This is a genomic window from Pseudomonas sp. YeP6b (genome assembly GCF_025642995.1).
In the GTDB taxonomy this organism is placed as follows: domain Bacteria; phylum Pseudomonadota; class Gammaproteobacteria; order Pseudomonadales; family Pseudomonadaceae; genus Aquipseudomonas.
Genome location: NZ_CP080090.1, coordinates 2935619 through 2959413 on the forward strand (window position 1 = coordinate 2935619; position 23795 = coordinate 2959413).

18 protein-coding genes and 2 pseudogenes are annotated in these 23795 nt (G+C 59.3%); 12 read left to right on the forward strand and 8 right to left on the reverse strand.

Features of this window, described 5'->3' with window-relative positions:
• The first annotated feature begins 86 nt into the window (after nt 1-86).
• From macA to KZH41_RS13175, 3 genes are all read left to right on the forward strand, one after another.
• Entirely contained in the window at nt 87-1238 is a 1152-nt protein-coding gene (gene macA, locus KZH41_RS13165; protein WP_263274952.1) for a macrolide transporter subunit MacA, read from the forward strand.
• Nucleotides 1239-1241: 3 nt separating this feature from the next.
• On the forward strand, nt 1242-3200 hold the full coding sequence (locus KZH41_RS13170) for a MacB family efflux pump subunit (protein WP_263274953.1): 1959 nt from the start codon (nt 1242-1244) through the stop codon (nt 3198-3200).
• A 142-nt stretch (nt 3201-3342) separates the two neighbouring features.
• A protein-coding gene (locus KZH41_RS13175) for an IS3 family transposase (protein WP_406991834.1) occupies nt 3343-4718 on the forward strand; the annotation gives its coding sequence in 2 pieces (ribosomal slippage) (nt 3343-3822 and nt 3825-4718; 1374 coding nt in all).
• A gap of 79 nt (nt 4719-4797) precedes the next feature.
• Here the strand turns inward: KZH41_RS13175 and KZH41_RS13180 are convergent.
• Together KZH41_RS13180 and KZH41_RS13185 are read right to left on the reverse strand one after the other, a co-directional pair.
• On the reverse strand, nt 4798-5475 hold the full coding sequence (locus KZH41_RS13180; protein ID WP_094952733.1) for a response regulator transcription factor: 678 nt from the start codon (nt 5473-5475) through the stop codon (nt 4798-4800).
• 231 nt (nt 5476-5706) lie between these two features.
• On the reverse strand, nt 5707-6951 hold the full coding sequence (locus tag KZH41_RS13185; protein ID WP_263274954.1) for a methionine gamma-lyase: 1245 nt from the start codon (nt 6949-6951) through the stop codon (nt 5707-5709).
• Between the two features lie 123 nt (nt 6952-7074).
• Between KZH41_RS13185 and KZH41_RS13190 the strand changes: the two genes are divergently transcribed.
• Both KZH41_RS13190 and KZH41_RS13195 read left to right on the forward strand, forming a co-directional pair.
• Nucleotides 7075-7545 carry an Lrp/AsnC family transcriptional regulator gene (locus KZH41_RS13190; protein ID WP_094952731.1) on the forward strand — a complete coding sequence of 157 codons (471 nt, stop codon included), beginning with the start codon at nt 7075-7077 and terminating at the stop codon, nt 7543-7545.
• Between the two features lie 194 nt (nt 7546-7739).
• A pseudogene (locus KZH41_RS13195) lies at nt 7740-7814 on the forward strand (carboxymuconolactone decarboxylase family protein); the annotation flags it as partial.
• A 4-nt stretch (nt 7815-7818) separates the two neighbouring features.
• Here the strand turns inward: KZH41_RS13195 and KZH41_RS13200 are convergent.
• A complete protein-coding gene (locus KZH41_RS13200; protein WP_094952730.1) occupies nt 7819-8589 on the reverse strand; it encodes an AraC family transcriptional regulator in 771 nt (256 codons plus the stop codon).
• A 94-nt stretch (nt 8590-8683) separates the two neighbouring features.
• Between KZH41_RS13200 and KZH41_RS13205 the strand changes: the two genes are divergently transcribed.
• Nucleotides 8684-9814, forward strand: a complete 1131-nt coding sequence (locus KZH41_RS13205; protein WP_094952729.1) for an MFS transporter — start codon at nt 8684-8686, stop codon at nt 9812-9814.
• Here KZH41_RS13205 and KZH41_RS13210 read toward each other — a convergent pair.
• A complete protein-coding gene (locus KZH41_RS13210; protein WP_263274955.1) occupies nt 9804-11945 on the reverse strand; it encodes a TonB-dependent siderophore receptor in 2142 nt (713 codons plus the stop codon). The genes KZH41_RS13205 and KZH41_RS13210 overlap by 11 nt on opposite strands.
• A 671-nt stretch (nt 11946-12616) precedes the next feature.
• The gene (locus KZH41_RS13215; RefSeq protein WP_242155748.1) at nt 12617-13513 is read right to left on the reverse strand and encodes a helix-turn-helix domain-containing protein; all 897 of its coding nucleotides are present in this window, start codon (nt 13511-13513) and stop codon (nt 12617-12619) included.
• A 138-nt stretch (nt 13514-13651) separates the two neighbouring features.
• Between KZH41_RS13215 and KZH41_RS13220 the strand changes: the two genes are divergently transcribed.
• The 6 genes and pseudogenes from KZH41_RS13220 to KZH41_RS13245 all read left to right on the forward strand — a co-directional run bounded on the left by KZH41_RS13220 (nt 13652) and on the right by KZH41_RS13245 (nt 19768).
• Nucleotides 13652-15010, forward strand: a complete 1359-nt coding sequence (locus tag KZH41_RS13220) for a glutamine synthetase family protein (RefSeq protein ID WP_263274956.1) — start codon at nt 13652-13654, stop codon at nt 15008-15010.
• Between the two features lie 21 nt (nt 15011-15031).
• On the forward strand, nt 15032-16120 hold the full coding sequence (locus KZH41_RS13225) for a polyamine ABC transporter substrate-binding protein (protein WP_242155750.1): 1089 nt from the start codon (nt 15032-15034) through the stop codon (nt 16118-16120).
• Nucleotides 16117-17412, forward strand: a complete 1296-nt coding sequence (locus KZH41_RS13230; RefSeq protein ID WP_094953820.1) for an NAD(P)/FAD-dependent oxidoreductase — start codon at nt 16117-16119, stop codon at nt 17410-17412. The genes KZH41_RS13225 and KZH41_RS13230 overlap by 4 nt, the downstream gene beginning before the upstream one ends.
• 72 nt (nt 17413-17484) lie before the next feature.
• Nucleotides 17485-17769, forward strand: a pseudogene (locus KZH41_RS13235) (SDR family oxidoreductase); the annotation flags it as partial.
• A 27-nt stretch (nt 17770-17796) separates the two neighbouring features.
• Nucleotides 17797-18213 carry an SRPBCC family protein gene (locus KZH41_RS13240; RefSeq protein WP_242155752.1) on the forward strand — a complete coding sequence of 139 codons (417 nt, stop codon included), beginning with the start codon at nt 17797-17799 and terminating at the stop codon, nt 18211-18213.
• 179 nt (nt 18214-18392) lie between these two features.
• Nucleotides 18393-19768, forward strand: a protein-coding gene (locus tag KZH41_RS13245) for an IS3 family transposase (RefSeq protein WP_412548774.1) whose coding sequence is annotated in 2 segments (ribosomal slippage) — nt 18393-18872 and nt 18875-19768 — 1374 coding nt in all. Because the reading frame shifts where the segments join, the coding sequence is not laid out codon by codon here.
• A gap of 324 nt (nt 19769-20092) precedes the next feature.
• Here KZH41_RS13245 and KZH41_RS13250 read toward each other — a convergent pair.
• The 3 genes from KZH41_RS13250 to KZH41_RS13260 all read right to left on the reverse strand — a co-directional run bounded on the left by KZH41_RS13250 (nt 20093) and on the right by KZH41_RS13260 (nt 23478).
• Nucleotides 20093-21034 carry an IS110 family transposase gene (locus tag KZH41_RS13250; protein ID WP_263274766.1) on the reverse strand — a complete coding sequence of 314 codons (942 nt, stop codon included), beginning with the start codon at nt 21032-21034 and terminating at the stop codon, nt 20093-20095.
• Between the two features lie 391 nt (nt 21035-21425).
• A complete protein-coding gene (locus KZH41_RS13255) occupies nt 21426-22817 on the reverse strand; it encodes a sensor histidine kinase (protein ID WP_263274957.1) in 1392 nt (463 codons plus the stop codon).
• Entirely contained in the window at nt 22795-23478 is a 684-nt protein-coding gene (locus KZH41_RS13260) for a response regulator transcription factor (protein WP_003219726.1), read from the reverse strand. Before KZH41_RS13260 ends, KZH41_RS13255 begins: the two co-directional genes overlap by 23 nt.
• Between the last annotated feature and the right edge of the window lie 317 nt (nt 23479-23795).

The window sequence follows — 23795 nt, forward strand, 5'->3', positions numbered from 1 at the left end:
GACTGACACTCTGCAATCGCAGGCAAGCCAGCTCCCACACTAGACCGTGTTCGCTGTAGACCCTCTTCATCTTTTTATGGTCATTTATGCAAAAGTCAACGTTTCGCAAACTCGGAATGCTCGCGGTATTGGCGGTTGCCATCGGCCTTGTCGTCTACACCGTTCAAGCACCCGCCGACGCGCCGCAATACCTCACCGCCACGGCTGAACGGGGTGATATTGAAAATGCCGTCCTGGCTACTGGCGTGCTGGAAGGCATCAAGCAGGTTGACGTCGGTGCCCAGGTTTCCGGGCAGTTGAAGTCGCTCAAGGTCAAGGTCGGCGACAAGGTGAAGAAGGGCCAATGGCTCGCCGAAATTGACCCGTTGATCCTGCAAAATACCCTGCGCAAAGCCCAGGTTGATGAAGAAAACCTGCAGGCCCAGCGACGTGCCACGGCGGCGCAGCTCAAGCAGGCCAAGTCTGTCTATGAGCGCTACAAAGGCTTGCAGGTCGACGAATCGGTGTCGCGCCAGGATTTTGAGGACGCCGAGTCGACCTTTCAGGTGCAGCAAGCCAACCTGTTGTCCCTGGATGCGCAGATCAAAAGCGCGCATATCCAGATCGACACCGCCAAGGTCAACCTGGCCTATACCCGCATCGTCGCGCCCATCGACGGTGATGTGGTCGGCATCGTCACCCAGGAAGGCCAGACGGTGATTGCCAGCCAGTTGGCGCCGGTACTGCTCAAGCTGGCGGACCTGGACACCATGACCGTCAAGGCCCAGGTGTCCGAGGCGGATGTGATTCACATCAGCCCCGGCCAGCAGGTGTATTTCACCATCCTCGGCGAGGCCGACAAGCGCTACTACGCCAAGCTGCGTGGCACGGAGCCGGCGCCGCAGAGCTTCCTCGAGACCCCGACCGCCGGCACGCCCAAGCAGAACATGGCGGTGTTTTACAACGCGCTGTTCGACGTGCCCAACCCCGACCACCGTCTGCGCATCGCTATGACCGCCCAGGTGCGGATCGTGCTCGATACTGCCCAGGCCGCCTTGATGGTGCCGGTGGCGGCGCTCGGTGCGCGTAATGCCGATGGCAGCTATCCGCTGCGCGTGCTGGATGCCAAGGGCAAGGCCGTGTCGCGCGATGTGCAGATCGGCATCAATAACAACGTCAAAGTGCAGATTCTGGACGGCCTGGACGAGGGCGATAAAGTGGTGATCGGCGACGCATCGCCTGTTGTGGCGGGGAGTTGACCCATGACCCAGCCACTGTTGGAACTCAAGGGCATCACCCGCAGTTTCATGGCCGGCGAGCGCGAGTTCATTGCGCTCAAGGGTATCGACCTGACCATTCACGCCGGGGAAATGCTCGCGATTATCGGCGCTTCCGGCTCGGGTAAATCGACGCTGATGAACATCCTTGGCGGCCTGGATTACGCCACTGCCGGCAGCTACAAGATCAATGGCATCGAAACTCGCTCGCTGGGCGATGAGCAACTGGCGGAACTGCGCCGCGATTACTTCGGCTTTATCTTCCAGCGCTACCACTTGCTCGCGCACCTGAGTGCTTTGCACAACGTGGAAATGCCGGCGATTTACGCCGGTACTCCCGAGACGCAACGCCACAGCCGCGCACGCGATTTGCTCACGCGCCTGGGCCTGGCGGGGCACACCAGTCACCGGCCGAGCCAGTTGTCCGGTGGGCAGCAACAGCGGGTGAGTATTGCTCGCGCGTTGATGAACGGCGGTGAGGTGATCCTCGCCGACGAGCCCACCGGTGCCCTCGACACCCACAGCGGCAAGGAGGTGATGCGCATCCTAGCCGAGCTGCACGCCGCCGGGCACACGGTGATTATTGTGACCCACGACCCGAAGGTCGCGGCGAATGCCCAGCGCATTGTCGAGGTGTGTGACGGCGAGATTGTCAGCGACAAGGCCAATGACCGTGTCGGGCTGGACGCGCCCACTGAGGCGCCCATCGAGACCCGGCGCAGCGGCGCACGACGGTTGGTGGCGAGCCTGGGTTTGTTCAAGGAAGCGTTCAACATGGCCTGGGTCGCGCTGATTTCCCATCGCATGCGCACCTTGCTGACCATGCTCGGTATCGTCATCGGTATCACCTCAGTGGTGTCGATCTCGGCCATCGGCGAAGGTGCCAAGCGTTATGTGCTCAAGGACATCCAGGCCATCGGCAGCAACACCATCGACATCTTTTCCGGTACCAGTTTTGGTGACAGCCGCGCGTCAGCCATCGAGACGCTGATGCCGTCGGATGTGGAGGCATTGAATCAGCTGTATTACGTCGACAGTGCCACGCCGGTGGTGGGGCGTAACCTGCTGCTGCGTTTTGGCAATATCGACCTGGATGCACAGGTCAATGGTGTCAGCGACCGCTACTTCAAAGTCAAAGGGCTGAAGCTGGAAGCCGGGATTGCCTTCAGCGAAAACGACGCGCGGCGCCAGGCGCAGGTGGTGGTGATCGACCACAACACCCGGCATCGCCTGTTCGGGCCGAATGTGGACCCGTTGGGCCAGGTGATCCTGGTCGGCAACCTGCCGTGTACGGTGATTGGTGTGACGGCCGACAATAAGAACATGTTCGCCGCCAGCAAGGCGCTGAACGTGTGGGTGCCTTACGAAACCGCGGCCGGACGCCTTCTGGGCCAGCGCCATCTGGACAGCATCACCGTGCGTATCAAGGACGGCCAGCCGAGCAAGGTGGTGGAAGAAAACGTCAATAAGCTCATGCTGCAACGCCATGGCACCAAGGATTTTTTCACCAATAACCTCGACAGCATCATGCAGACGGTGCAGAAAACCAGCCGCTCGCTGGCGCTGCTGTTGTCGCTGATCGCGGTGATCTCGTTGTTGGTGGGCGGCATCGGGGTGATGAACATCATGCTGGTGTCGGTCACCGAGCGTACCCGCGAGATCGGCATTCGCATGGCGGTGGGGGCGCGTCAGTCGGATATCCGCCAGCAGTTTCTGGTGGAGGCGGTGATGGTGTGCTTGATCGGCGGGATGATCGGGATCTCGTTGTCCTTTGCGATCGGCTATCTGTTTTCGTTGTTTGTGAAGGAGTGGGAGATGGTGTTTTCCTTAGGCTCGATCGTGACCGCGTTTGCCTGCTCGACCCTGATCGGCATTGTGTTTGGCTTTGTGCCGGCCAGGAATGCGGCGCGGCTGGACCCGATTGAGGCGTTGGCACGGGACTGACTGGATCAGGTATCACTGACACTTTAGATCAAATGTGGGAGCGGGCTTGCTCGCGAAAGCGGTGGGTCAGCAGTACATTTGGCGCTGACACACTGAAGTGCGCCCCAGAAGTTGGACACCCGTCCAACTCCTGAGGCTTTTCATGAGCAAATACACGACGCAGTTCAAGCTTTCCGCCATTACCACTTTCCTTGAGCAGGGCCGAGGCTTTCGCCGCATAGCCGCTCAATTTCAAATGGATCCCACCTTGCTTCGTCGTTGGGTGGAGGCTTACCGATTACATGGCGAAGCCTGTCTAAGCAGAACCGGCGAACGCTACAGTCCCTTGTTCAAGTTTTCAGTGCTGCAACGCATGTGGCGCGACTCCTTATCCTTGCGCCGCGCAGCGGCGCTCTTCAACCTGGGTAACTCAAGCCAGGTGGGCAGATGGCAACAGCAGTATTACAGTGGCGGTATTGAAGCCCTGGAGTCAGGGAAAAAAGGATCGATTACCGCTATGCCCAAGCCGCCTTCTAAACCGCGTAAAACTACCACCCCACTCACCGACGCACAGCTTGCACACAAGGCATTACTCGATGAACTGCAGTATTTGCGCATGGAGAACGCCTACCTAAAAAAGCTTGGAGAGTTGGGCGAGGCGGTGATGAGGCGAGAGAGAGAAGCGAAGAAAAAGCCCGATTAGTCACTGAGCTCAAACAAGCTTTCCCCTTGAGTGATTTGCTCAAGCTGGTAGGTCTTGCGCGAAGTACGTACTACTACCAACTCAAGGCGATGGGCGTTGCGGACCGGTTTATCTCGATCAAAGCCTCTATCCAGACGATCCAAGACGAGAATGAGGGCCGCCTTGGTTACCGTCGGATGACTTTAGAGCTACGTAAGCAAACGCCGTTGATCAACGGTAAAACGGTACGACGGCTGATGGGAGAGTTAGGCCTGAAATGCACAGTGCGACCGAAAAAATACAAATCGTATAAAGGGCCAATGGGAGAGGTATCGCCCAATATCCTGGCTCGTCAGTTCGAAGCTGAGCAACCAAATCAGAAATGGGTGACCGATGTCACCGAGTTCAAAGTGGCCGGCAAAAAGCTGTATCTGTCCCCAGTACTGGACTTGTACAACGGAGAGATTGTGGCCTATAAGACCGCCGTCCGCCCCCAATACGCCTTGGTAGGCGACATGCTGGAGCTGGCCCTTGAGCGCTTGCCCGAAGGCGCCAAACCCATGCTGCACTCGGATCAGGGCTGGCACTATCGACACTCAAAGTATCGGGAAAAACTGGAAAAAGCTGGGTTGGAACAGAGCATGTCTCGCAAAGGGAACTGCTATGACAACGCCACAATGGAAAGCTTTTTCGGTACCCTGAAGTCGGAGTTTTACTATCGGGAAAGCTTCGACAGCGTTGCTCAGCTGCAGGCCGGGCTGGATAAGTACATCCATTACTACAACCATAAGCGAATCAAAACGAAGCTTGGCGGACTGAGCCCTGTGGCTTACAGAACCCGGTCCGCGGTAGCCTAACCATTAGCTGTCCAACTTTTGGGGCGCACTTCACACCGCATTCGCGAGCAAGCCCGCTCCCACAGGGTTTTTTGGTGATTCAGAGGATTGTGACCGTTCCTTCCTCAGTCGCATACATCCACCGCAATAACGAATGCCGCCCACTGATCCCCAGCTTGATTGCGGCGCGCTTGAGGTAACTCTCGATGGTGTTGACCTTCAGCGTCAGTTGCTCCGCCAACTCCGGTGCAGTGCGCCCGGCTAGCAGACCAACGCACACCTCGAGTTCGCGGTTGGACAAGGTCAGCCCCGATTGCACCAGGCGTTCTTCAATGCGTCGGCGCAGGGTTTCGATGCCCTGGTTTTCCGGCATTGCCGGGTCGTTGTTCTGGCGGCACGGCTGGATCGCGGTGATGTGTTTTTCCACCATCGGCAGCAGCAGCGTGGAGAAGTCCTGCAGCATGCTGCGTTCTTGCGGCGAAAAACTTTCCGACTGGTGCGAGCGGTACACCGACAACACGTAGCTTACATCGTCCTTGCGGCGCGTGAGGTGCAGTTGGGCTGCCGGTTGTTCTGCGCCTAAGGCCACTACCGAATCGGTGTAGACCGGGCTGATCCGGCGGCGGGTATGGCCTTCGGCACCCACCCGCAGCTGCGTGATATGGGTAGCGTCCACTGCCAGTTGGGTAAGGATGAGGTCATGCAGCATACGTGGGAAGTGGCGACTGCCGGTGCTGGCGATGACCTTGCCTATATGTGGGAACAGGTGTGAGTTCATCAGTTCTTCCATGAGTTTCGAGTGCAGGTATTCAGCCTTATAGCGACGGGGATTAATAAGGTAACCAGGGTGAATAACCTACGGTGATAATCCCCCCGCCGAGACCTATGCTAGTACAGCATTGCGAGCTGAGGGGGATCCAATCTGGAAAAATCAGATTAAAAACGCATAACGATGGTCGGACCTGTCCGACACACCGTGTGTGGGAAAGTATTACTTGGCATGTAGGCCTTATTTTACTGCGTGCTCTTCTATCATCGCCTGACGCGGGGCGGCGCGGGTGCACTTGGCCAGCGCCTGCTGCACATCCGCCAGCAGGTCGGCGATGTCTTCCAGCCCCACCGACAATCGCACCAAGCCTTCACTGATACCGTGTTGCGCGCGTTCTTCCGGGGTGTAGGTGGAATGGGTCATGCTCGCCGGGTGCTGGGCCAGTGACTCGGCATCGCCCAGGCTCACCGCGCGGGTGAACAGCTTGAGGGCATTCATGAAGCGCCGCCCGGTCTCAATCCCGCCCTTGAGTTCGAAGGCGATCATGCCGCCGGACTGCTTCATCTGCCGCGCCGCCAGTTCGTACTGTGGGAAAGAACGCAGCCCGGGGTAGGTCACCCACTGCACGGCCGGGTGCGCCTGCAAAGCTTCGGCCACTGCCTGGGCATTGCTGCAATGGCGATCCATGCGCAGCGCCAACGTCTTGAGCCCGCGCATCAGCAAGGACGCATCCTGTGGCGACATCACCGCGCCGGTCAGGTCCTTGAGCCCTTGCAGGCGGATGCGTTGCGCCAGGGCCTGGCTGCTCACGGCGATACCCGCTGTGATATCGCCGTGGCCGCTGAGGTACTTGGTGGCTGAGTGCACCACCACGTCGGCACCCAGTTCCAGAGGGCGTTGCAGGTAAGGCGTGCAGTAGGTGTTGTCGACTACCACCGTGACATTCGGTTGCTGGTGCGCAAGTTCGGCCACGGCGGCAATGTCCACCAGACGCAGGTTGGGGTTGGCTGGGGTTTCGCAGTAGATCATGCGGGTGGCGGGGGAGAGTGCCGCACGTAAGGCGGCCAGGTCGGTGAGGTCGACATGGCGCACCTTGATGCCGAACTCGCCAATGCCATGGTGCAGCAGGGCGAAGGTGCAACCGTAGAGGGTCTGGCTGACGATCACTTCATCGCCAGGGCGCAGCAGGGTCCAGAACGTCGCGGCAATCGCGCCCATGCCGGAGCTGAAGGCCACGGCGGCCTCGCCGTTTTCCAGGGCGGCCATGCGCGTTTCCAGCAGGGCCAGGGTTGGGTTAGAGATGCGTGTATAGAAGTGGCCGCTGGCTTCGCCGGCAAAACAGGCGGCGCCGTATTCGGCGGTGGGGAAGGCGAAGGTGGCGGACAGGTAGATCGGCGGAACGAGGGCGCCGTGGTGGTCTTTGGGGTCATAGCCGTGGTGGATGGCGCGGGTGGAAAAGCCGCATGCATTATGTTTATTGTTCATGTCGGGCGCTCCTTATTTCCTACAATGCTATGCTCATAACCAAGGAAGAAAGTTGCAAAGTTTGCCGATATTTCCCGCGTTAAGGGATGGAACGTCCATAAAAATAATGAGTAGAGGCAAGATATGCCCGTCAATCTTGATCGCACTGACAAGGCTCTTTTGAACGCGTTGCAAGGCAATGCCCGTCTGACCGTGGCGGAGTTGGCTGACCGGGTGGCCCTGACCACCTCACCGTGTTGGCGCCGGGTGCGGAGCCTGGAGGAGAGTGGGGTGATCAGTGGGTATCAGGCGATCCTGTCGCCCAAGGCGTTGGGGTATGGGGTGACGGCGTTTGTCAGTATCATGATGGACAGTCATACGCGGGAAATTGCTCGGGCGTTTGAGCAGCGGCTGTTGGAGATTCCTGAGATTGTGGCGTGCCATAACGTGTCGGGGCGGTATGATTTTTTGCTTGAGGTGGTGGCTCGGGATCTGGAGTCGTTTGGGGAGTTTGCGCGGGAGGTGTTGCAGACGTTGCCTTGTGTTAAGGAGATTTATTCGAGTTTTTCGTATAAGTCGGTGCGGCGGTTGCGGGTGATTCCTTTGCCGGAGTGATTGGGTACATATCCGTTGCTGCGGTAGCAGCGGCTTAGGGTTCCGGCCTTACGGCGGGTCACTTTTGTAAAGACACAAAAGCAACCAAAAAGTCTTTGCCCCACCACTCGGATTCAAGCCTGCGTTCGGCCGTCGTGGTTTAACGGGGCGGCTCAGATCAAGATCAAAAGCGAGAGCACGGCGGCCTAGTAGCCGACCTGAGTGTGGCCATCGCCACCATCAACAGCTGGAACCGCCTGGCCGTGGGCTTTCGCAAGATGCCCAAGTGAGCCCTCAGCGTGACTTGAAATACCCGCGTGGCGTGGTGCCGGTCATGCCCTTGAAGAAAGCGATCAACGCGCTGTCACTGGCAAAGCCCAACTCGAAAGCGCAGTAGCCCAGGCTCCGGCCGCTCGCAAGCAGTTCGATGACCCGCATCAAACGCCACTGTTGGCGCCATTGCTGATACCCCAGGCCGGTTTCCCGCAGGAAAATCCTGCCGATGGTCTTGGCGCTGGCGCCAATCTGCTTTTCCAGCTCTTGCAGGGTGGGCGGCAGCGTTTGGAGATCGACCAGCAACGGTGCCAGGCGTTTATCCTGCGGCAAGGGCAGGAGCATCGGTTGCTCGGTAGCAGCCTGGATTTCGTCCAGGCACAGCCCCAACAAATGGGCGTACCGGCCGGCCTGCCAGTCGGTCTCGAAGGGCGCCATCGCCATCGGTTCCAGCACCGCGCGCAACAAGGCGCTCACCTCGATCACCCGTACCTGTTTCGGCAATTGCTCGGCCAACGCCGGGCTCACATACATCGAACGGTAATCCACGGTTTTGTGCATCACCGCGCGATGGGGTACGCCGCAGGGTATCCACGCCGCGCGCGTAGGCGGCAGCAGGCAAAGTTGGTTGTCCAGGGTGATACGGGTGCAGCCTTGCTGAGTGAACAACAGTTGCCCACGTTGGTGCCGGTGCAGACCGGAGTCATGGTCGCCAAGCAGTGCGGCGATGCCGATGACCGGGGTCGTCAAGCGGTCGGGATCGAAAGATGCGGTGGCGGAGAGCCAGGCCATAGGTTGTCCGATTCGATGGATAAACTGTCGAAGTTTGGATAATACCCCAGTCGCCAGTCCTTACACTCCTTGCGCTGTTAAATGGGAGTGAGTGATGAACGTTAAAAACCTGCTGGTGCTGGCGATGGCGTTGCTGATGTTTCCGCAACTGGCCCAAACGCTGTATAGCCCGGCCCTGGGTGACATCGGCCGGGCCTTTGCGGTCGGGCCTGAACGGGCAGGGCAGACACTGTCGGTGTACTTCCTGGCGTTCGCCTTTGGCGTCGTGGTGTGGGGCCGGCTGTGTGATCGCTGGGGGCGGCGGCCGGTGATGTTGGCCGGGTTGGCGCTGTACGTTGGCGCCTCGGCGCTGGCCTTGAAAATGACCACGTTCAACGCTTTGCTGCTGGCCCAGGCCTTGGCGGCGTTTGGCGCGGCCGTGGGTTCGGTCGTCACGCAGACGCTGTTGCGCGACCGCTACCATGGCGCCGAACTGGCCCAGGTGTTTTCGCTGATGGGCATTGCCCTGGCTGCCAGCCCGGCACTGGGTCTGTTCAGTGGCGCGACGCTGGTGCAGTACTTTGGCTATCGCGGCGTGCTCACCGGTTTGCTGCTGCTTGCACTGGCGCTGTGGGGTTGGTGCTTGTGGGCCTTGCCCGAGACGCGGCCTGCATCGTTACCGACGGCATCGCTGCCCCAGACCTTGGGCCTGATGCTCAGGGACGCGGGAATATGGCGTTCGGTCGGCTTGGTGGCGGCGTTCAATATTGCACTGTTCGGCTATTACAGCGTGGGCCCGTTTATCTTCGCGCGACAGGGGTTGTCTGCCGCCGAGTTCGGCTACAGCGGCGTGCTACTGGCGCTGGGGTCAGGGCTTGGCGCGTGGCTGAACACGCGCTTGCTCAAGCGCGGCATGAACGGTGAGCAGTTGGTGCTGACCGCTGCAGCTATCGCGGTGCTGGGTGGTTTGTTGGTACTGCTGCTGCAGCACAGCTGGTTATTCGTAGGGCCGATGTTGCTGGTGGTGTTGGCGTTCGGCATGGCGATTCCCAATGTGTTGGGGGCCGCGTTGGTCGCCTATCGCGACCGGCTGGGCACCGCCGCTGCGCTGTTTGGCTTGATGTATTACCTGCTGATCGGTGCCGGGCTCAGCTTGGTAGCCTGGGCCCAGGATCTGGGTTGGAGCCTGTTGATCTGTGGTCTGGCCGCGCTGTGGCTGGCAGCGCCGCGTGTGTTCAGAAGTTGACCGTGGCGCTCAGGCGTGCGGTCAACGGCGCGCCCTGGAACAGGTAGTCATCGCCCATGTATTCGCCCGCGTCGCGCCAGTAGCGCTTGTCGAACAGGTTGTCGACGCTCAGGCGAAACACCGTCTCATAGCCATCGAGTTTGGTGGTGTAGCGACTGCCGACATTGACCACCGCGTAATCCCCGACCTCAACATTGCCGGTGCGGTTGGCGGACTTCTTGGCGCTGTATTGCACGCCGCCGAGCACGGCCAACCCGTTCACCCACGGCAGGGCGTAGTCGGCGTACACGCTGGCGCGCAGTTTGGGCACGTTGATCGCCTGATGGCCTTCGTAATCCGGCGTGCCGCTGCCGTTCACCCGCGCGCGAATCGCCGCCACGCTGGTTGCGATTTGCAGGCGGTCGGTGGCCCAGCCGTTGGCCGACAATTCAATCCCGGTGTTCTTTTGCTGGCCCTGTTGCACGTAGTTGAACTTGCCATTTTCGGGTTTGGCGTACTGGTAAGCCTGGCGCGTCTGGAACACGGCGGCGGCGAAGCTGATGCGGCGCCAGTCGTATTTCACGCCGGCTTCGATTTGGCGTGAGACGGTTGGGGCAAGGGTTTCACTTTCGTTGGTGGCGAACCAAGGTGCCGTGCCGCCCAATGACAGGCCTTTGCTGTAGCTGGTATACAGCGAGACGTTTTCGATTGGCTTGTAGATCAGCGAGGCCTGCGGCAGGAACACGTATTGCTTGGTGTGGCGTGCTTCGCTGCCATTCTCATCGAAGGCTTTTTCATCCAGGCGCACTTCACGGCCGCCGAGGATGGTTTGCCATTGTTCGTTGAAACGAATGCGGTCGGTGACGAACAGGCCGTACTGGCGGCTGTCGAGGTTGCGGTGGCTGTCTTTCAGCGGTTTATCGGTAGGCTTGAAAGTCGGTGCGTCTTCGTTGATATTGCCGCTGCCGATGTATTCGTTGACCGCTTCGCGTTTGTCGATCACCCGGCGGAACGCGCTGGTGCCAAAGGTCAGTTCATGGCCCAGGCCTGCGGTGTCGAACAGCCCGGTCATGGCTGCCTGGATTTCATCGTCGCGGCGGGTGTCGTCGGGGCTGCGGTAGTCGTAGATGTCGTAGTTGCCTTCGGGAGTGAAGTGATTGCCGAAGCCCTGGGTGTCGCCACCCCACGCAAACGAACTGTAATCGTCAATCACCACCTTGCTGCGCGCCGCACTTACGCTGCCTTTCCACTGATCACTGAAGCGGTACTCGAACTTGCCGTTGAGGTTCAGCGACTCAATGCCGACCTGTTTGGAACCACTCTGGTGCCCCAACAGCTTTTTCGGTGACGCGCCATGCGGTACTTCGGTTCCCCCCAACAGCTGATACCCCGGCACCGAGCGCTGTTGCTTGTTCTGGTACTCCGCATCCAGTTGCAGCAGCGCATCGGGGCTGATGTTCCAGTCGAAGGCCAGGGACACAAAATCGCGCTGGCCATTGGCGTGTTCCACATAGGCATTGAGGTCTTCATGGGCGACGTTGGCGCGCAGGCCGAACTGCTGCTCGCTGCCAAACCAACCGCCGACATCGGTGGCGACATAGCCGCTGCCGCGATCATCAGTGGACACGGTCACCGAACGCACATCCTCTGGGCGCTTGGTCACGTAGTTGATCACGCCGCTGGGCTCGGAAATCCCGCTTTGCAAACCGGCCAGGCCTTTGAGTACTTCCACTTGCTGCTTGTTTTCCAGGGCGACGTTCTGCTCGCCGGTGATGGTGCGCCCGTTGATCTTGTAGCTGCTTGCCGCGTTCAGCGAGAAGCCGCGCACCACAAAATTTTCGTAGTAGCCGATGGGGGCGTAGCTGTCGCCCACCGAGGCGTCGTTGCGCAGCACTTCACTGAGCAGGCGGGCTTGCTGGTCCTTGATCATGGCGGCGTTGATCACGGTGATCGAGGCGGGCGTTTCGAGCAACGGCGCTTCATCGAAGCCACCGACCGAGGCGGTGTTGGTGCGATACCCCGATTCATCCTGACCCTGGACGTTCACTGCCGGCAGTTCTATTTCAGCTGCCAGGCTGCTACCGATACCGCCGCTGAGCAGCAGGCCGAGGGCGAAACGCGAAGTGACGACGGGGCGAAAACGCAAAACCATGGGGCAAGGCCTTAAAGCGCAGGGCGGGGGGCGCATAAGCTAGGTGGATCGACGGGGTTTTACAAGTTATTGAGAGTGGTTCTGTCACATCGCTAACACGGGTGGGAGCTGGCTTGCCTGCGATGGCATCAACTCGGTGTACTTGATGGACCGAGGTGTCTGCATCGCAGGCAAGCCAGCTCCCACATTAGATTGAGTTCAGTTTCAAATATCAGGTCGGCTGTCAGGCCGCCTCGGTTTTGCTTTTGATCTAACCACTCAGGTCGGCTACTAGGCCGCCGTGCTCTTGCTTTTGATCTTGATCTTAGGCGCCCCGTTAAACCACGCTGGCCGAACGCAGGCTTTGGAGCGGGGGTAAACCGGCAGGACGCCGGTTTAGCCGCGATGGGCCAAGGATGGCCCATGGCGGCGGCCCACGGTCCAAAGCCTGCGTGAGGGCACACCGAGCCTAGGCGAGGTGCCGAGTGGTGGGGCAAGAGCCCTTTTGGTTACTTTTGGGGCTCTTTTCCAAAAGTGACCCGCTGTAAGAGCGGAACCCATATCAGCCATCACCCAAATAACGGATATGTACTCAGCGGCCCGGAGACAACCCCAGCACTCAACCCGTAAAAAAGTTGTGTAGATACCTGAGGCTACCGCAGGTAAGCCAACTCCCACAGGGCGATTGCATTTCAGCTGGAGCGCTTGAGGGTCTCGCTCGGCAGCTCTTGGAACAACGCCCGATAGCTATTGGAAAACCGCCCCAAATGCCAGAACGACCAATTCATCGCCACTTCCGCCACGGTGGTGTCCGTTGAACTCAGCAACTCGCGCCGCGCCCCGTTCAAGCGGCGCAAGCGCAACCACTGCGCCGGGCTCATGTCGGTGTAGGTCTTGAAGCCTTGCTGCAATTGGCGCAACGGCACGCCAGCAATCTGCGCCAGTTCCAGCAGGTTGACGGTTTCATCCGGCGCATCCGCCGCCCATTCACCGATGCGTGCCATCAACCGGCGTTCTTCGCTGCGCCGTTGCAGTGAGCTGCGGTCCAGGCACACACAGGCGTTGTCGAGGATGAACAGGCAGTCGTCGAGCAACTGTTGGGTGAGGGCATCGCGGCTGATCGGGTCGACGGTCGCAGACAAGCGCGTGAGGGTGCCACTGAGCCAGCGGGTGAACAGCGCGTTCTGCTGGCAGGTCAGCGGCGCCATGAACAGGCCCTCGAGTTTGGCCACATCCAAACCATGGCGCTGCACGAACTGCGGGCCGAACACCACCGCCACTTCGCGGTAGTTTTCCGGGGTGATCCAGGTGTTGTGGCTTTCGCCATTGAGCATGTACAGCGCGTTGTCGCTGCCGTCGAAACAGAACGCCAGTGAGCCTGGCGGTGCGTTGAAGTGCTGTTCCACGCGGGTGTTCATGCACTCTTCGTACACCTGCACGCCTTGCAGGTCGAGGTAGCGAACCTGCCCGGCAAAATGCCCCGGGGACATCTGCTGGTACTGCTGCACCCAACCGGGTGTCGCACTGCATTGAGCGGCCACATCACCGGTGGTGAAGGCCTGTACGCGCAAAGCTGTTGCCTGTGTCATGGGTGATCCGTGCGCACTCTATTGGTGCGTTGTGCTGCGTGCAAAGTGGATAGATGCCGTTACAAGGCTGGCCCAAGATAGACCTCAATGCGCCAGGAGTACAAGCCGGCGCATCATCCAACCCATGACGAGGTCCTTATGAACGCCCCCTTCGATCAGCTGCACGCCTGGCTGAAAGAACACAAGATTACCGAAGTCGAATGCGTGATCAGTGATTTGACTGGCATCGCACGCGGCAAGATTGCGCCCACCAATAAGTTCCTGCATGAGCGAGGCATGCGCCTGCCGGAAAGTGTGTTGCTGCAAACGGTAACCGGGGACTTTGTCGACGACGACGTCTACTACGACCTGCTCGACCCGGCCGACATCGACATGATCTGCCGCCCGGTGGCCAACGCCACGTACGTCATCCCTTGGGCGATCGAACCCACCGCCATCGTGATCCATGACACCTTCGACAAGCAGGGCAACCCCATCGAGTTGTCGCCGCGCAACGTGCTGAAGAAGGTGCTGCAGCTGTACACCGACCAAGGCTGGCAGCCGATTGTCGCGCCGGAAATGGAGTTCTACCTGACCCAGCGCTGCGAAGACCCGGACCTGCCGTTGAAAACCCCGGTTGGTCGCTCCGGTCGCGCCGAAACCGGCCGCCAGTCGTTTTCCATCGACGCCGCCAACGAATTCGACCCACTGTTTGAAGATGTCTACGACTGGTGCGAATTACAGGGCCTTGACCTCGATACGCTGATCCACGAAGACGGCCCGGCGCAGATGGAAATCAACTTCCGCCACGGCGATGCGCTGGACCTGGCCGACCAGATCACCGTGTTCAAACGCACCCTGCGCGAGGCCGCACTGAAGCACAACGTGGCGGCGACGTTCATGGCCAAGCCGGTGGCCGATGAGCCGTGCAGCGCCATGCATTTGCACCAGAGCGTGGTGGACATCGCCACCGGTAAGCCGGTGTTTGTCGATGCCGACGGCAAGATGAGCCAACTGTTTTTGCATCACATCGGCGGCTTACAGAAGTACATCCCCAAGCTGCTGCCGATGTTCGCCCCGAATGTGAACTCGTTCCGCCGCTTCCTGCCCGACACCTCGGCGCCGGTCAATGTGGAGTGGGGCGAAGAAAACCGCACCGTCGGCCTGCGCGTGCCAACTTCCAGCCCCGAGGCGATGCGCGTGGAAAACCGTTTGCCGGGCGCCGATGCCAATCCGTACCTGGCGATTGCCGCAAGTCTGCTGTGTGGCTACCTGGGCATGATCGAAAAGATCGAGCCGAGCGCGCCGGTGGAAGGCCGCGCCTATGAGCGCCGCAACCTGCGACTGCCGTTCACCCTCGAAGATGCCCTGGCGCGGATGGAGGACTGCGACACGGTCAAGCAGTACCTGGGCGAAAAGTTCGTGCGCGGCTACGTCGCGGTCAAGCGCGCCGAGCATGAGAATTTCAAGCGGGTGATCAGTTCCTGGGAGCGTGAGTTCCTGCTGTTGAGCGTCTAAAAAACTAAAAGGGGTGTCGATATGCGTCTTGCGAAAAAGCTTCTCCCGCTGGCCCTGGTGGCGGCGTTCAGCAGTGCCGGCCAGGCCGCGCCGACGGTGAGCGTCTATAACTGGACCGACTATATCGGCGAGACCACCTTGGCTGACTTCCAGGCCAAGACCGGGATCAAGGTGATCTACGACGTGTTCGACTCCAACGAGACCCTGGAAGGCAAGCTGCTCGCAGGCCGCACCGGCTATGACGTGGTGGTGCCGTCCAACCACTTCCTGGCGCGCCAGGTGAAAGCCGGGGCGTTCCTGAAACTCGACCGCTCGCAGTTGCCCAACTTCAAGAACCTCGACCCCAAGCTGCTCAAGTTGCTGGAGAACAACGACCCGGGCAACGCGCACTCGGTGCCGTACCTGTGGGGCACCAATGGCATTGGCTATAACGTCGACAAGGTCAAGCAGGTGCTGGGCGTCGACCACATCGACTCGTGGGCGGTGCTGTTCGAACCCGAGAACATTAAGAAGCTGCACGAGTGCGGCGTCGCCTTCCTCGACTCGGCAGATGAACTGTTCCCGGCGATCCTCAACTACATGGGCAAGGACCCGCGCAGCGAGAACCCTGAGGATTACAAGCAGGCCGAAGCCAAGCTGTTGACGCTGCGGCCCTACATCACCTATTTCCATTCCTCCAAGTACATTTCGGACTTGGCTAACGGCGATATCTGCGTGGCCTTCGGCTATTCAGGGGACGTATTCCAAGCGGCCAACCGCGCCAAGGAAGCCAAGAATGGCGTGAATATCGCCTACTCGATTCCTAAGGAGGGCTCCAACCTGTGGTTCGACCTGCTGGCCATTCCGGCCGACGCGAGCAACCTGAAAGAAGCCCACGCCTTTATCAACTATTTGCTCGACCCTGAGGTGATCGCCAAGGTCAGTGCGTCGGTGGGTTATGCCAACGCCAACCCCGCCGCCAAACCCTTCATGGCGCCGGAACTGGTGAATAACCCTGAGGTTTACCCCTCCCAGGAAGTGCTCGACAAACTCTATATTTCCACCACGCCGACCCCGACGACCATGCGCCTGATGACCCGCGCCTGGAGCAAAGTGAAGACCAATAAATGACTCAGTCCCAAGACCACGCCCAGTCCTACTATCGGGCTTCGGCGAATGCCATGCCCGAGCGTCCAGCGCTGGGCGCTGACCTCAGCGCCGATGTGTGTGTGATCGGCGGTGGTTTCACCGGCGTCAACACGGCCATTGAGCTGGCCCAGCGCGGGCTCTCGGTGATTCTGCTGGAGGCCCGGCGCATCGGCTGGGGCGCCAGCGGGCGCAACGGCGGGCAGTTGATTCGCGGCATCGGCCACGACGTGTCGGGGTTTGCCAAGTATGTAGGCGAGGAGGGCGTGCGTTACCTGGAGCGGTCCGGGATTGATTCGGTGGCGCTGGTGGGCGAGCGTATTCGTCAGCACAGCATTGACTGCGATTTGCGTTGGGGCTTTTGCGAGCTGGCCAATACCCCGGCGCAATTCGCCGCGTTCAAGGGCGAACAGCAGAGCCTGGCGGCGCTTGGGTATGCGCATGAAACGCGGCTGGTCGAACCGCAGGACATGCAGCAAGTGGTCGGCTCGACGGCCTATGCCGGTGGCCTGGTGGACATGGGCTCCGGGCACCTGCACCCGCTGAACCTGGTACTCGGCGAGGCCCAGTTGGCCGAGTCGCTCGGGGTGCGGATTTTCGAGCACACCCAGGTCCTCGAACTGATCCACGGCGACACCGTGCAAGTACGCTGCGCCGCAGGCACGGTGCGTGCCGCTAAGTTAGTGCTGGCCTGCAATGCACACCTGGAAGAGTTGGAGCCACGCTTGAGCGGCAAAGTACTGCCAGCGGGCAGCTACATCATCGCCACCGAGCCTTTATCAAAGGACGTCGCCAAGCAACTGATCCCGCAGAACCTGGCGCTGTGCGACCAGAAAGTCGGGTTGGATTACTACCGGCTTTCCGCTGACCGCCGCCTGCTGTTCGGCGGTGCCTGCCATTACTCCGGGCGTGACCCGGCGGACATCGCCGCCTATATGCAACCGAAGCTGCTCAAGGTGTTCCCGCAGTTGGCAGGTACCGCCATCGAGTTCCAGTGGGGCGGCAAGATCGGCATTACCGCCAATCGTTTTCCCCAAGTTGGGCGGCTCGAGCAATACCCGAATGTGTTCTATGCCCAAGGCTATTCCGGGCATGGGCTGAACGTGACGCACTGGTGCGCAAAGCTTTTGGCCGAAGCCATTCATGCCGGTCATAGCCAAGGCCTGGATACCTTCAGCCAGGTGCCGCACATGACGTTTCCGGGCGGCAAGGCCTTGCGTTCACCGCTGCTGGCGCTGGGGATGTTGTGGTTCCGGCTGCGGGAGCTGGTTAGCTGAGGCGTCGCGATCCAAATGTAAGAGTGGGCTTGCTCGCGCAAGCGGAGTGTCAGTTGGCTTATTCGGTACTGGTTGGTGGGTACTGGGGTGACGGTGAATGCAATTCTGCCGGGGTCGACCTTTTCCGATGGCCTGGAACAGATGCTTAAAGGCGCCACAGCCCAGTCTGGGCGCAGCGCGCGGGAAGAGGCAGGCGTGTTTGTGCGTCATGCGCGGCCCACCTCGATCATCCAGCGCGCGGCGAATGTGGATGAAGTGGCGAACCTGGTGGCGTACATTGCTTCACCCCTGTCTTCTGCAACCACAGGTGCCGCGTTACGGGTCGACGGTGGTGTTGTCGACAGCATGGCGATCTGATTTTTTTACTTTGTTGGAGTATTTATTGTGGCAACAGCTTCTTCTGTTATTGAAGTACCGGTTTCGGCCGATCAGGTTTGGCAATTGGTCGGTGGCTTTAACGCGCTGCCGGATTGGCTGCCGTTGATCGTCAAGAGCGAGGCGCGCGACGGCGGGCGTGTGCGTCATTTGGAAACTGCAGATGGCGGCGTCGTGGTTGAGCGTTTGCAGAGCTTCGATAACGTGGCGCGCACTTATACCTACACCATTGAGCAGTCGCCGTTTCCGGTGAGTGCCTACCTGGCGACGTTGCAGGTTGAGGCGTTGACGGAGGCGTCGGCGAAAGTGACCTGGTCCGGCGTGTTTACCCCGGCGGCGGGGACTACGGACGTGGCGGTGGAGGAGTTGTTTGCCGGCGTGTACAGCGGTGGGCTTGAGGCGCTGCGGGCTAACTTCCCGGCCTGATTTAAGAGGCACCGCAGCTCCCACATAAAGCAGAGCACTGCGGTGCTGGCAGTCGAACTCGGTCAAAACTGTGGGAGCGGGCTTGCTCGCGAAGGCGGTGGGTCAGCCAGCTCATGTGTAACTGCCCCACTGAAGTGCGCCCCAGAAGTTGGACACCCGTCCAACTCCTGGGGCTTTTCATGAGCAAATACACGACGCAGTTCAAGCTTTCCGCCATTACCACTTTCCTTGAGCAGGGCCGAGGCTTTCGCCGCATAGCCGCTCAATTCCAAATGGATCCCACCTTGCTTCGTCGTTGGGTGGAGGCTTACCGATTACATGGCGAAGCCTGTCTAAGCAGAACCGGCGAACGCTACAGTCCCTTGTTCAAGTTTTCAGTGCTGCAACGCATGTGGCGCGACTCCTTATCCTTGCGCCGCGCAGCGGCGCTCTTCAACCTGGGTAACTCAAGCCAGGTGGGCAGATGGCAACAGCAGTATTACAGTGGCGGTATTGAAGCCCTGGAGTCAGGGAAAAAAGGATCGATTACCGCTATGCCCAAGCCGCCTTCTAAACCGCGTAAAACTACCACCCCACTCACCGACGCACAGCTTGCACACAAGGCATTACTCGATGAACTGCAGTATTTGCGCATGGAGAACGCCTACCTAAAAAAGCTTGGAGAGTTGGGCGAGGCGGTGATGAGGCGAGAGAGAGAAGCGAAGAAAAAGCCCGATTAGTCACTGAGCTCAAACAAGCTTTCCCCTTGAGTGATTTGCTCAAGCTGGTAGGTCTTGCGCGAAGTACGTACTACTACCAACTCAAGGCGATGGGCGTTGCGGACCGGTTTATCTCGATCAAAGCCTCTATCCAGACTATCCAAGACGAGAATGAGGGCCGCCTTGGTTACCGTCGGATGACTTTAGCGCTACGTAAGCAAACGCCGTTGATCAACGGTAAAACGGTACGACGGCTGATGGGAGAGTTAGGCCTGAAATGCACAGTGCGACCGAAAAAATACAAATCGTATAAAGGGCCAATGGGAGAGGTATCGCCCAATATCCTGGCTCGTCAGTTCGAAGCTGAGCAACCAAATCAGAAATGGGTGACCGATGTCACCGAGTTCAAAGTGGCCGGCAAAAAGCTGTATCTGTCCCCAGTACTGGACTTGTACAACGGAGAGATTGTGGCCTATAAGACCGCCGTCCGCCCCCAATACGCCTTGGTAGGCGACATGCTGGAGCTGGCCCTTGAGCGCTTGCCCGAAGGCGCCAAACCCATGCTGCACTCGGATCAGGGCTGGCACTATCGACACTCAAAGTATCGGGAAAAACTGGAAAAAGCTGGGTTGGAACAGAGCATGTCTCGCAAAGGGAACTGCTATGACAACGCCACAATGGAAAGCTTTTTCGGTACCCTGAAGTCGGAGTTTTACTATCGGGAAAGCTTCGACAGCGTTGCTCAGCTGCAGGCCGGGCTGGATAAGTACATCCATTACTACAACCATAAGCGAATCAAAACGAAGCTTGGCGGACTGAGCCCTGTGGCTTACAGAACCCGGTCCGCGGTAGCCTAACCATTAGCTGTCCAACTTTTGGGGCGCACTTCACCACCGCCTTCGCGAGCAAGCCCGCTCCCACATTGGGATCTCATTACATCAGCTAGATAGGGTGGTGCTCTGCTTCTGCCCTGCTTTTGCTTCAACCACTCAGGTCGGCTACTAGGCCGCCGTGCTCTTGCTTTTGATCTTGATCTTAGGCGCCCCGTTAACCACGATGGCCGAACGCAGGCTTGAATCCGTGGGTAACCCGGCAGGACGCCGGGTTAGCCGCGATGGGCCAAGGATGGCCCATGGCGGCGGCCCACGGATTCAAGCCGGAGTGAGCAACCGTGTCGAAATTCAAGCCATTTCAGCGAAATGCTTTTGATCGCGCACCATCGCATTCAAGATCGTCAGCAGCTTTCTCATGCATGCAACCAGCGCTACTTTCTTCGTCTTTCCTGCAGCAAGCAGATGGTTGTAGAACCTCTCGATCACCGGGTTATGGCTCTTCGAGGACAAGACGGCCATGTAAAGCACACTTCGAACCTCAGCTCGACCACCCCATATCCGTCTACGCCCTTTGTAGAGGCCGCTATCGCAGTTAAAAGGCGCCACACCAACCAAGGCAGCCACTTGTTTGCGATTAACCTTGCCCAGCTCCGGAACCATCGCCAGCAGCGAAAGTGCGAGCACGTTGCCAACACCAGCGACCTCGCGTAGCAAATCATAATTGGCCTTCCAGACCGGGGAAGCCTTGATGGCTTCGTGCAAGTCATCGTCTGTGCTTTTAAGCCGCTTTTGAAGCCAGGTGATATGTGCCTTGATGTCTCTTCGAAGTGCCTTGAATACCGCCTGCTTCAGCCGAGACTCCTCCGCCACGATCATGTCGATGAGTTGGCGGCGTCGAGTGAGTAGATCTGCCAGCTCACGAGTGTGTTCATCTGGCATCTCTCGAATCTCGGGTTTGACCGCCTGGGCAAACTCCGCAATCACCTGGGCATCCAGAGCATCGGTTTTAGCCAACCGACCGGTAGCTTTGGCGAAATCACGCACCTGGCGGGGGTTGACGACAACGACTGGCAGTCCCGCAGCGCAAAGCTCCGCAGCCGCAAGCCGCTCATACCCCCCAGTTGCTTCCAACACCACCAAAACCGGCTCCTGAGCCTTGAGATGTTTAGCTAAACGCTGGATACCTTCTTGAGTATTGAAAAACTGTTCGACTTGGCCAGTGGTGCTGACAAATGAGTCGAGCTTGTTTTTGGAAACATCAATTCCGACAAACGCAGAGTCATGGTCCATGGTGTTTTCCTCACGTCCAACCTTGCAGAATCGGGCTTCGCGCCCTGGCAACCGTTCGGACTAGTTTAGGAAGGAATCTGCTTCGACCCACGCTCACTCACGATCTCGAAATCCGAGGGCATAACGGTCTGAAGCAGATGAAAATCATCTTACAAGGGCACACCGAGCCTAGGCGAGGTGCCGAGTGGTGGGGCAAGAGCCCTTTTGGTTACTTTTGGCTGGGCCGGCATTCCGGGCTCTTTTCCAAAAGTGACCCGCCGTAAGGGCGGAACCAATAGCCACCGTTACCGCAGCAACGGATATGTACTCATATCTACCTAAAAACCCCGTCAAAAGCTTAGCGCAACACAAAAAGTTGCGTAGGTACCCACATTATTTTGTGGTGTTTGGGCTATTCGGGCATCAGCTGCTGCCGACACTCCAGCACCAACCGCGCACCACCACTCTGGCTGCTGCCGACCTCCAGCTTGAACCCGTGCAAGTTGATGATCGCCGCCACAATCGACAAGCCCAACCCGAACCCGCCTTGCTGGTCGTTTTCGTCCACGCGATAGAAACGCTGGAACACCGCGTCGCGTTCCGCTGCCGGGATGCCCGGGCCGGAGTCGTGCACTTCGATGCGCGTGCTGCCCGCGTCATCGACGCCGCGCAGGATCACTTCACCGCCCGGTGGCGAGAACTTGATCGAGTTGCTCAACAGGTTGGCCAGGGCTTCGAACAACAATGCTCGGTCGCCGGTGATCCAGGGCAGCGACTCGGGCACGTCGAGGCGCAACTGCAATTCGCCTTCTTCGGCCAGGGGCAGGTAAAAGTCATGCAGCTCGCGCAGCAACGGCAGCGGGTCCATCACCAAAAAGCCTGAGCGGCGCTGGTGGTCTTCCAATTCCGAGATGCGCAACAGCCCGCGAAAGCGCGCCATCAGGGTGTCGGTTTCGGCAATCGCATCGTCGAGTTTTACCGCGTAGCCCGAGTCTTGCTCTGCCTCTTGCCTGATGCGGTAGAGCTGCGCGCGCAAACGCGTCAGCGGCGTGCGCAGGTCGTGGGCGATGTTGTCGCACACGCCCTTGACCTCGTTCATCAGCTTCTCGATGCGGTCGAGCATGGCGTTGACGATGGCCGCGAGCATGTCCAGTTCGTCACGCCGGTCGGACAGCGGCAGGCGATGCGTCAGGTCGCCGGCAACGATGGCCTCGGCGCTGGCTTGGATCCCGCGAATACGCCGCAGCGGACGGCGGCGCAACAAATGCCAACCGGCAGCGCCCGGGATAATCGTCAGGGAGAGCGCCCACAACAGTGCGTGCCAGATGATCCGGGTCACGCCAAACAGTGAACCGTTGGCACGCACCAGCACCAGCCAGCGGCCGTCATCGGTGTGGGTGGCCACGGCGTCGCAGCTGTCCTTGGGCAGTTTTGGGTCGTTGGAGGCGACACAATTAGCCAGGGCGTGGATCTTGCCGTCCAGCGGCAGGTCGGGCGGCACCGCACGAATCGGCCCGCTCAACGGGCGAAATTGCTCATCGAACAGGCCGTAGGCGTCCACGCCCTTCATGTCGAAGGTCATGCTGGTGGTCAGGGCTTCCACCAGTTCTTCACCGTCGAAGCGTTGGAACAGGTGCTGGCGCTGCATCAGCGAGTGGCGCGACAAGTCGCCCAGGTACCCCGACACCTCGTAGTACAGCACCCCCATGAGGATGCAACTCCAGGCCACAAACAGCGAACTGTACAGCGCCAGCAAGCGGCTGCTGGAGGAACGCCAGCCCTTAGAGGGGTTCAGCAATGACATAACCGGAACCTCGTACCGTGCGGATCAGCGGCGTGAGGCCCGGCGGGTCGATTTTCTTGCGCAGACGACCGATGTGCACGTCGATCAGGTTGGTGCCCGGGTCGAAGTGATACCCCCAGACTTCCTCGAAGATCATCATCCGTGACAGGATTTGCCCGGTGTTGCGCATCAGGAACTCAAGCAGTTTGTATTCGGTGGGCAGCAGGCTCAGCGGCTGTTCGGCGCGGCTGGCTTCGCGGCTGATCAGGTTGAGTTCCAGGTCGGCCACGCGCAGGGCGGTTTCGAATTCCTTGACCGTGCTTTTGCGCCGCAGCAGCACTTCGACGCGGGCGGCCATTTCGTCGGAGGCGAACGGCTTGGTCAGGTAGTCATCGCCACCGGCGCGCAGGCCACGCACGCGCTCGTCGACGTCGGAGAGGGCGCTGATCATCAGGATCGGCGTCGACACCCCGATGGTGCGCAGGGTCGTGACGATGGCCAAGCCATCGAGTTCCGGCAACATACGGTCGAGGGTGATCAGGTCGTAATCACCACTCACAGCGCGGACCAGGCCTTCACGGCCGTTGTCCACCCAATCCACATCCAGTCCATGGCTACTCAGCTCGGCGACGATCTCGCGGGCTGTTACGGCGTCATCCTCGATAGTCAAAATACGGGTCATAGGATTACCTGGTGAGCGATTCACACTAGAAGTGGGGGCATTTTGCCAAGAAATGCCTGAACGCTTCCTAAATTAAACTTCATGTTGGCAAAACTGACGCAACTTTCATGCTGGGCGCGGTCCGTTGTGGGGGCAGGGTTGCCTGCGATGGCGGTGCACCACTCACTCACTTTTTTGCCTGGTAGACCGCTATCGCAGGTAAACCAGCTCCCACAGGGGGCGGGGGTTGTTGAGGGATTGCATAAAGCACGCTCTGTTCGGTCATTTCTTGCAACTTGCATGGTTCACGTGGGTTCAATTTAATTAACTATTTGAAA